Consider the following 8900-nt stretch of genomic DNA (forward strand, 5'->3'; position numbering starts at 1 on the left):
GTTCCGCTGAAGGGCCGGGGCGGGCGATCCCTGCCCCGGCTGCCCCGCTCAGAGATGGAAGTCGAGGTGGCCGAACAGGCCGCCCAGGACGCTGCCCAGGGCGTCGCCGACGCCGTCGGCCACATGGCCGACCGCCTCACCCACGCCGCCGACCACGTCGCCGACGGCCGACTGGGCGCCATCGAGCACCGCGCCGACGGCGTGAGTGGCGCCGCCGACCACGTCGCCGACCGCGTCGCCGACGACTGCGCCGACATCACCCACCACGCCGCCGACGATCTCGCCGGTCTCGCCCACCGCCGTGCCGACGGTGCTGCCGATGCCGGCGACCGCGCCGCCCAGCACGTCACCGGCATCGTGCAGCAGGCCGCCGAGAAGGCCGGTCAGATCAAGAATGCCGCTCATGAACTTCTCCTGTGTGTCGCAAGGATTCGGATCTGTGCCGGGCCGGACCGCCTTGATCGGGCCGTTTCAGAAGAAAGCACCGCGAGAGCTATTCTTTCCCGATTGAGAGAAGAATATATCCAACGGGCTCGCCACCTCCCGGGCGCCAGATCGGCCAAATCACAGAAATCGGCCGACGGAAGCCATTCCTATCATTTCGTGTCTTCAAATATACCTGTTATGTTATGCAGATTGACTGGAGTGATCGGCTCTCAGATCGAGGGCTCTCCGCGCCAGGACGGGCTTCGGGCGGATCAATCCGCGCAAACATCCCCGTGGCGGCTTGTCGCAGGCCGGCCTTCCATATCGCCTTATGCGAATCTTTCTTGGCGGATTGCACCAATAGAAATAGGATGAGGACTGCCGAAGTGACTGTAATGTGACACGGCATAACTAAAATAATGCATAAAATTAAAATAACTGGGGGGATAACAAACAAGAAAGCACGATGCGGCGAGGATCAAAGATGGATCAAATTTTTCGGGATTTCATCCTATACCTACCAACCGTCCACAGCCGGCAGGCGATCCACGACCTGCTGGAGCGGACGATTCACGGATATGGCCTGAGACACTACGCCTATGTCAGCTTCCCGTCGGGAGAGGCCGACAGGCCGCTGATGCTGACCACCTATCCGGACAGCTGGGTCGAGCGCTATGGCGAGCAGCGCTACGACCGGGTCGATCCGGTGATCGCCCGCGCGGTCGGCACCATGCTGCCCTTCGCCTGGACGCTCGACACGCTGGCCCAGCCATCGACCCGCCGGCTGAGGGCGTTCCTCGACGACGCGGCCGAGGCCGGCATCCGTCGCGGCGTCACCATCCCGATCCATGACCGCCAGGGCCGCGCCTCCAGTCTGACCCTGGCCGAGTTCGGCATGGAGCCGGATTTCCAGCGCTGCATCGACCGGCACCAGCACGCCCTGCACCTGGTCGCGCTGCACCTTCACGCCCGGCTGCGCCAGGACGAGCGACCCGAGCCGCAGGCGCGGCCGACGCTGACGCCGCGCGAGATCGACTGCCTGCAATGGGCGGCCAAGGGCAAGAGCGCATCGGACATCGCCGAGATCATGCGGATCAGCCGCCGGACGGTGGTGTTCCACACCGAGAATGCGAAACAGAAATTCGGGGTGGCGACCCTGTCACAGGCGATCGCCAGAGGATTGATGCATGACATCATCATCTGCGTGTGACCGAAACCTGTAAACCTATACAGCTCACAACAGCTTTCGATTCCCACCACAGTCCGCGCAATTAGGACTCATTGGGGCTGCCGGTTCCGGAGCGGCGCGCCTGCCCCGCGCCTTCCGGTCCAGCGAAGCGAGGCGACGTGCGGATCGCGATGGTTCGAGGCACCGCCGCCGGGCGGCGAAAGCTTCCAACGCGAATCCTTTTCGACAATTTGCGCCGGCCCCTGGCAGCGCCGCCGTCGCGGCGCCGCCGGCATGGCTGCGCGCCGGCATGGTGGAGCGTGACGTGACCAGCGTTTTCGACAATCCGGAAGGCCGTTTCCACGTCCTCGTCAACGGTGAAGGGCAGCATTCGTTGTGGCCGGCCTTCATCCCGGTCCCGGACGGCTGGACCGCGGTGCTGCGCGACGCCGCCCGTCCCGACTGCCAGCACCACATCGACAGCCATTGGACGGATCTGCGCCCGAAGTCGCTGGCCGGCCGGTAGCGGCGGCCCCCTCCCTGTTTCTGCGAGCGAGTTGAGCCATGGACAGCATCGATTTCGGCAGCGCCGCGCTGCCCCTGACGACCGCCCAGACCGGCATGTGGCTGGCGCAGAAGTTCATGCCCGAGATCGAGTTCAACCTGGCCGAGGCGATCGAGATCCACGGCCCGCTCGACACCGGACTGATGCAGGCGGCGCTGTGGCAGCTGACGCGGGAGGCCGAGGCGCTGCGCGTCCGCTTCGTCGAGGGCGACGAAGGCCCGCGGCAGGTGATCCGGCAGGAATACGGAGGCGACATCCCCTTCATCGACTTCAGCGCCGAGCCGGACCCGCGCGAGGCCGCCGGCCGCTGGATGAAGGCGGATTATGATCGCCCGCTGAACCCGCTGACCGAGGAGCTGTGGTTTTCCGCCGTCCTCAAGATCACGGACGGGTCCTTCATCTGGTACCACCGCGTCCACCATCTGCTGATGGACGGCCTGTCCGGGGGCTTGTGCACCCGCCGCGTGGCGGAGCTGTACACCGCGCTGGTCGAGGGCCGCGCCCCGACCGACGACACCGCCTTCGGCAGCCTGGCGGAGATCCTGGATGAGGAGGCCGGCTACCGCGCCTCCAACCGGTTCCTGCGCGACCGCGAATACTGGATGGAGCGCTTCGCCGACACGCCGTCGCCGATCACGCTGTCGCACCGCAAGCTGGCGACCGGCAGCCTGCTGCGCGACCGGTCCTTCATGGAGCCGGGCATGGTGGCGTCGCTGCGCGCCCTGGCGCAGTCCATCGGCGCCAGCCTGCCGCAGATCCTGATCGCCCTGACCACCGCCTATCTGTACCGCGTGACCGGGGCGGAGGACCTGATCGTCGGCCTGACCGTCACCGCGCGGGCCAATGCCCGGATGCGGCGCACGCCGTCGATGCTGGCCAACGCCGTGCCGCTGCGGCTGCGGATGGATCCGGGCCTGAGCATGCAGGACGTGATCCGCCAGGTCGGCACCGAGGTGCGCCAGTGCCTGCGGCACCAGCAGTACCGCTACGAGGACATGCGGCGCGACCTGAACCTGCTGCCGAACAACCAGCAGCTGTTCACCATGCTGGTGAACATCGAGCCCTTCGACTACGACCTGCGCTTCGGCGGCCTGCCGATGACGCCGCAGAACCTGTCGAACGGGTCGACCAACAATCTCGGCGTGTTCATCTACGACCGCGGCGACGACAACGGCCTGTGCATCGACCTGGACGCCAATTCGGCGCTGTACACGGCGGAGGAGCTGGCGACGCACCGCGAGCAGCTGCTGCGCCTGGCGCAGGCGATGTTGGCCGACCCCGCCCAGGCGATCGGCGGCATCGACATCCTGGCCCCGGCGGACCGGCAGCGGATCCTGACGGACTGGAACCGCACCGACCATCCGGTGGCGGCGGAGACGCTGACCGCGCTGCTGGACGCCCAGGCCCGGGCCACGCCGGACGCGACCGCGCTGGTGTTCGGCCGGGATGCGCTGAGCTATGCCGAGCTGGACGGCCGCGCCAACCGTCTGGCCCGGCTGCTGGCCGCGCGCGGCGCCGGGCCGGACCGGATCGTCGCCGTGGCCCTGCCGCGGTCGGTCGAGCTGGTCGTCGGCCTGCTGGCGATCCTGAAGACCGGCGCCGCCTACCTGCCGCTCGACCCCGACTATCCGCTGGACCGCATCGCCTTCATGCTCGGCGACGCCAAGCCGGTAACGGTGGTGACCGACCGCGACACCGCCTGGGTGGTGCCGGACGATGCCGACCGGCTGGTGCTCGATGCGGCGGAGACGGAGGCCGAGCTGGCCGCCGCGGTCCCGTCCGGCCTCGAGGCCGGGGCGCCGGACCCGCTGGACACCGCCTATGTCATCTACACCTCGGGGTCGACCGGCCGGCCGAAGGGCGTGGCGGTGCCGCACGGCGCCATCGTCAACCGGCTGCGCTGGATGCAGGGCGAGTACGGCCTTGCGGCCGATGACCGGGTGCTGCAGAAGACGCCGTCCGGCTTCGACGTCTCGGTCTGGGAGTTCTTCTGGCCGCTGATCCAGGGCGCCGCCCTGGTCGTCGCCAAGCCCGGCGGGCACCGCGACCCGGCCTATCTGGCCGAGATCATCCGCGACGGGCGGATCACCACCCTGCATTTCGTGCCCTCGATGCTGCGCGCCTTCCTGCAGGAGCCGGCGGCGGCCGGCTGCACCGGCCTGCGCCGCGTCTTCTGCAGCGGCGAGGCGCTGCCCGAGGACCTGGCGGCGGCGTTCCACGCGACGCTGCCCACGGTGCCGCTGCACAACCTGTACGGCCCGACCGAGGCCGCGGTCGACGTCACCTACTGGGAATGCCGCCGCGACGCCGAGCCCGGCCCGGTGCCGCTGGGCCGGCCGATCTGGAACACCCAGCTCTACGTCCTCGACCCCGGGCTGCAGCCGGTGCCGGCCGGCGTCAATGGCGAGCTGTACCTGGCCGGCGCCAACCTGGCCCGCGGCTACATCAACCGCGCCATGCTGACGGCGGAGCGCTTCGTCGCCAACCCCTACGGCGCGCCCGGCAGCCGGATGTACCGCACCGGCGACCTGGTGCGCTGGCGGGCCGACGGGACGCTCGACTTCCTCGGCCGCATCGACCACCAGGTGAAGCTGCGCGGCTTCCGCATCGAACTGGGCGAGATCGAGGCGGCGCTGGTCCGCAGCGAGAGCGTCCTGCAGGCCGCGGTGATCGACCGCACGGACAAGTCGGGCGACCGCTACCTGGCCGCCTATGTGGTGCTGGAGGCCGGCGCGGCGCTGGAGCCGGCGGCGCTGCGGCAGGCGCTGGGGCGCCACCTGCCCGACTACATGGTGCCGGCGACCTTCACCGCGCTGGACGCCCTGCCGCTGACCCCGAGCGGCAAGCTGGACCGCAAGGCGCTGCCGGAGCCGGAGCGCCAGGCCAGCGCCGGCTTCGTCGCGCCGCGGACGCCGACCGAGGAGGCCCTGGCCGCGATCTGGGCCGAGACCTTCGGGCTGGAGCGCGTCGGCGTCGAGGACAATTTCTTCGAGCTCGGCGGCCACTCGATGCTGGTGGCGCAGCTGGTCGGCCGGATGAAGGCGACCTTCGATGTCGACCTGCCGCTGGCCGTGCTGTTCGAGGTCTCGACCATCGCCGGTCTGGCGGAGAAGGTCGACCAGGCGCGCGGCGGCGTCGCCGGCGCCGCGCTGAACCTCGCCGCCGACGCGCAGCTGGCCGACGACATCCGGCCGCTGGCGAAGCTGCCGCCGGTCGAGTTCGGCGAGGTGTTCCTGACCGGCGCCACCGGCTTCGTCGGCAGCCAGATCCTGGCGACGCTGCTGCGCGACACCAATGCGCGCATCTTCTGCCTGGTGCGGGCGATGAGCGCCGGCGCCGCCCGCACCCGGCTGCGCCGCGCCCTGACCGACCGGCAGCTGATCGGGCTGTGGGACGAGAACCGCGTCAAGATCCTGGTCGGCGACCTGGCCGAGCCGGATCTCGGCCTCGACCCCAAGGGCATCGCCATTGTCCGCGACCAGTGCGACGCCATCTTCCATTGCGGCGCGATGGTCGACTTCCTGCAGTCCTACGCCGCGCTGAAGCCGTCCAATGTCGAGGCCGTGCGCACGCTGATCGGCTGGACCGCGTCCGGCCGGCCGAAGGCGCTGCACTATGTCTCGACCCTGTCGGTGATCGACCCGTCCACCGGGCCGGAGCTGATCACCGAGGCGTCGGGGCTGGACAGCTGGCAGGGCCTGATCGGCGGCTATGCCCAGAGCAAATGGGCCGGCGACACGCTGGCGCGGCAGGCCCAGGCGCGCGGCCTGCCGGTGTCGGTGTACCGGCTGGGCACCATCACCGGCGACCGGGCGCAGGGAATCTGCAACGAGGCCGACATGATCTGGCGGGTGGTGCGGGCCTCGGCCAGCATCGGCGCCATCCCGGACATCCACATGGCAATGACCCCGGCCGACGACATCGCCGACGCGATGCTGCGGCTGGCGCGCAGCGACCGGCCCTGGGGCGGCGTCTACCACCTGGTCAGCCAGGGCGCGATCTACCTGCGCGACATGGTGCCGATGTTCCAGCGCCTGGGCCTGCCGCTCGAGCCGCTGGGGCTGCTGCCCTGGCTGGAGCGGGCGAGGCAGAGCCTGGTCGACAGCCAGGACCACTACCTGGCCACCGTGCTCTCGATCCTCAACCAGTACGACACGTCGATCACCCCGCCGACCCTGTCCTGCGACGCCACCCATGCGCGGATGGACGAGATCGGCGGCGCGATCCCGCCGGTCGGGCCGGAGCTGATCGAGTGCTATCTGCGCAACCTGAAGATCCTGGACTCGGTCGAGGCGGCCGAGGCCTGGGCGCCGGAGCCGACCCCCGTCGCCGCCGAGTGATTGCAGCAAGGCCGGGCGGCGGCAGCGCCGCCCGGCGGAAGGACCCAGCATGGCCCGTTACATCCTCGCCGCGACCGCCCTGCCCGGGCATGTCTCGCCGCTTCTCGCCATCGCCCAGCACCTCGTCCGCCAGGGCCATGAGGTCGTCTTCAACACCGCCAGCCTGTTCCGCGAGAAGGCGGAGGCGACCGGGGCGCGCTTCGTCCCCTTCCCCGGCGAGATCGACTTCGACTACCGCCGCATCAGCGAGCTGTTCCCGGACTATCACGAGGCGGAGCGCGGCCCGCTGAAGCTGATGCTGGGCCTGCGATACCTGTGCCGCACCATGCTGGGCCAGAAGGCCGGGCTGGACGGGATCCTGGCCGATTTCCCGGCCGACGCCATCCTGGTCGACACCGTCTTCGCCGGCACCGTGCCGATGCTGCTAGGCCCACGCGAGGCGCGGCCGCCGGTGATCACCATCGGCATCACCGCCCTGGCCGCCACCAGCGTCGACACGCCGTTCTTCGGCTCCGGCATGCCGCCGTCCACCACCTCCGAGGGGCGGGCCCGCAACATCGCCATGCATCGCAACATGCAGGCGCAATGCGCCGGCATGCAGCAGGAGTTCGACGAGACGCTGGCGTCGATCGGTTGCCCGCCGCTGCCGGAGTTCATGTTCGACGCCTTCGTCAGCCTGCCCGACCTGTACCTGCAGCTGACCGGAGAATCCTTCGAGTATCCGCGCAGCGACCTGCCGGAGACGGTGCGCTTCGTCGGCCCGCTGCTGGCGCCGCCGACCAGGAGCTTCACCCCGCCCGGCTGGTGGGGCGAGCTGGACGGCGGCAAGCCGGTGGTGGTGGCGACCCAGGGCACCTTCGCCAACGAGGATTTCGGCCAGCTGATCGGCCCGACCCTGACCGCGCTGAAGGACGAGGACATGCTGGTGGTCGCCACCACCGGCGGCCCGGCGGTCGAGGAGATCCCGGTGCCGATCCCGGCGAACACCCGCGCCACGCCGTTCGTGGCCTATGACCGGCTGTTGCCCAAGGTCGATGTGTTCGTCACCAATGGCGGCTATGGCTCGGTCAACCACGCCCTCAGCCTCGGCGTCCCGATCGTGGTGGCGGGCGACACCGAGGAGAAGCCGGAGATCGCGGCCCGCGTCGCCTGGACCGGGGCCGGGATCAATCTCGGCACCGGCCATCCGCGGCCGGAGCAGATCCGCAACGCGGTGCGCACCGTGCTGTCCGACCCGCGTTACCGGCGCCGGGCCCAGGCGGTGCAGGCCGATTTCGCGCGCCACGACGCCCGCCGGGAAATCGCCGCAATCCTGGACGATCTGGTCTCCGGCCAAGGGCAGCGCCGCGCCACGGCCTGAGCGAGAGGTTCCGCGATGAGAGTCATCCGTTCCCGCCGGCTCGGGTTCCTGGCCCTGGCGGTGGTCGGCCTTTCGGTGGTGGCCGGCGGCTGGCGAATCCTGGCCTCCGACCGCGTCGGGCCTGCGGGCGACCCCGCCGTCCCGGCCCCCGTCACCACCCTCGCCCGGGCCGAGATGCACGAGGTGGTCGAGACCCTGGCCGTGACCGGCACGCTGGCGGCGCGGGAGGAGGTGCTGGTCGGCGCCGAGGTCGACGGACTGCGCCTGGTCAGCTTCGACGTCGATGTCGGCGACCATGTCGTGGCCGGCCAGGTGCTGGCCCGGCTGGACCACGCCCAGCTGGACACCCAGCTGGCCCAGAGCGACGCCAACATCGCCAAGGCCGAGGCCGCAGCCCAGCAGGCGCAGGCCTCGATCGACGAGGCCGAGGCCTCCGCCATCCAGTCCCAGGCGTCGCTGGAGCGGACCCAGGCGCTGCGCGCCAACGGCAACGCCTCCGCCGAGCAGCTCCTGGCCCGGCAGACCGAGGTCAAGGTCGCCGAGTCCCGCATCGCCTCGGCCCGGGAGACCGCGCGCTCGGCCCTGGCCGACAAGGCGCTGGCCCAGGCGCAGCGGGACGATGTCGCGCTGCGCATCGCCCGGTCCGAGATCAAGGCGCCGGTCGCCGGCGTGGTGTCGGAGCGGCAGGCGCGGATCGGCGCCGTGGTCGGCATGTCGAGCGCGCCGCTGTTCCGGCTGATCCGCGACGGCGAGGTCGAGTTCCGCGCCGAGGTGACCGAGACCGGCATGCCGCGCGTCGCCATCGGCCAGCCGGTGGAGCTGCAGCTGACCGGCTTCGCCCGGCCGGTGCGCGGCACGGTGCGGCTGGTTGATCCGACGGTCGACCCCACCAGCCGCCTCGGCCGCGTCGCCGTCACCCTGCCGCCCGAGCCCGGGCTGCGCCCCGGCGTGTTCGCCGAGGGCACGATCGAGACCGGCCGCCGCAAGGCCCTGACCGTGCCGCTGTCCGCCGTGTTCTTCAGCGCCGACGGCGCCTATGTC

At 70.3% G+C, this 8900-nt stretch carries 6 protein-coding genes; 5 read left to right on the forward strand and 1 reads right to left on the reverse strand.

Annotated elements, in window-relative coordinates; all coding sequences use genetic code 11:
* Nucleotides 1-48 precede the first annotated feature (48 nt).
* Nucleotides 49-405, reverse strand: a complete 357-nt coding sequence (locus P409_RS18155) for a hypothetical protein (protein WP_052120872.1) — start codon at nucleotides 403-405, stop codon at nucleotides 49-51.
* Between the two features lie 505 nt (nucleotides 406-910).
* On the opposite strand from P409_RS18155, the gene P409_RS18160 reads away from it, so the two are divergent.
* From P409_RS18160 to P409_RS18180, 5 genes are all read left to right on the forward strand, one after another.
* Nucleotides 911-1636, forward strand: coding sequence for a helix-turn-helix transcriptional regulator (locus P409_RS18160; protein ID WP_052120874.1), 726 nt, complete (start codon nucleotides 911-913; stop codon nucleotides 1634-1636).
* Nucleotides 1637-1919: 283 nt separating this feature from the next.
* Nucleotides 1920-2120 carry an MbtH family protein gene (locus P409_RS18165; protein ID WP_034840813.1) on the forward strand — a complete coding sequence of 67 codons (201 nt, stop codon included), beginning with the start codon at nucleotides 1920-1922 and terminating at the stop codon, nucleotides 2118-2120.
* A gap of 38 nt (nucleotides 2121-2158) precedes the next feature.
* The gene (locus P409_RS18170; RefSeq protein ID WP_034840793.1) at nucleotides 2159-6499 is read left to right on the forward strand and encodes a non-ribosomal peptide synthetase; all 4341 of its coding nucleotides are present in this window, start codon (nucleotides 2159-2161) and stop codon (nucleotides 6497-6499) included.
* A 49-nt stretch (nucleotides 6500-6548) separates the two neighbouring features.
* On the forward strand, nucleotides 6549-7859 hold the full coding sequence (locus tag P409_RS18175) for a glycosyltransferase (protein ID WP_034840796.1): 1311 nt from the start codon (nucleotides 6549-6551) through the stop codon (nucleotides 7857-7859).
* A 15-nt stretch (nucleotides 7860-7874) separates the two neighbouring features.
* Nucleotides 7875-8900, forward strand: a 1026-nt coding sequence (locus P409_RS18180) for an efflux RND transporter periplasmic adaptor subunit (protein ID WP_034840800.1), incomplete at its 3' end; no start/stop codon positions are given.

It is taken from the genome of Inquilinus limosus MP06 (genome assembly GCF_000767795.1).
GTDB lineage: Bacteria > Pseudomonadota > Alphaproteobacteria > DSM-16000 > Inquilinaceae > Inquilinus > Inquilinus limosus_E.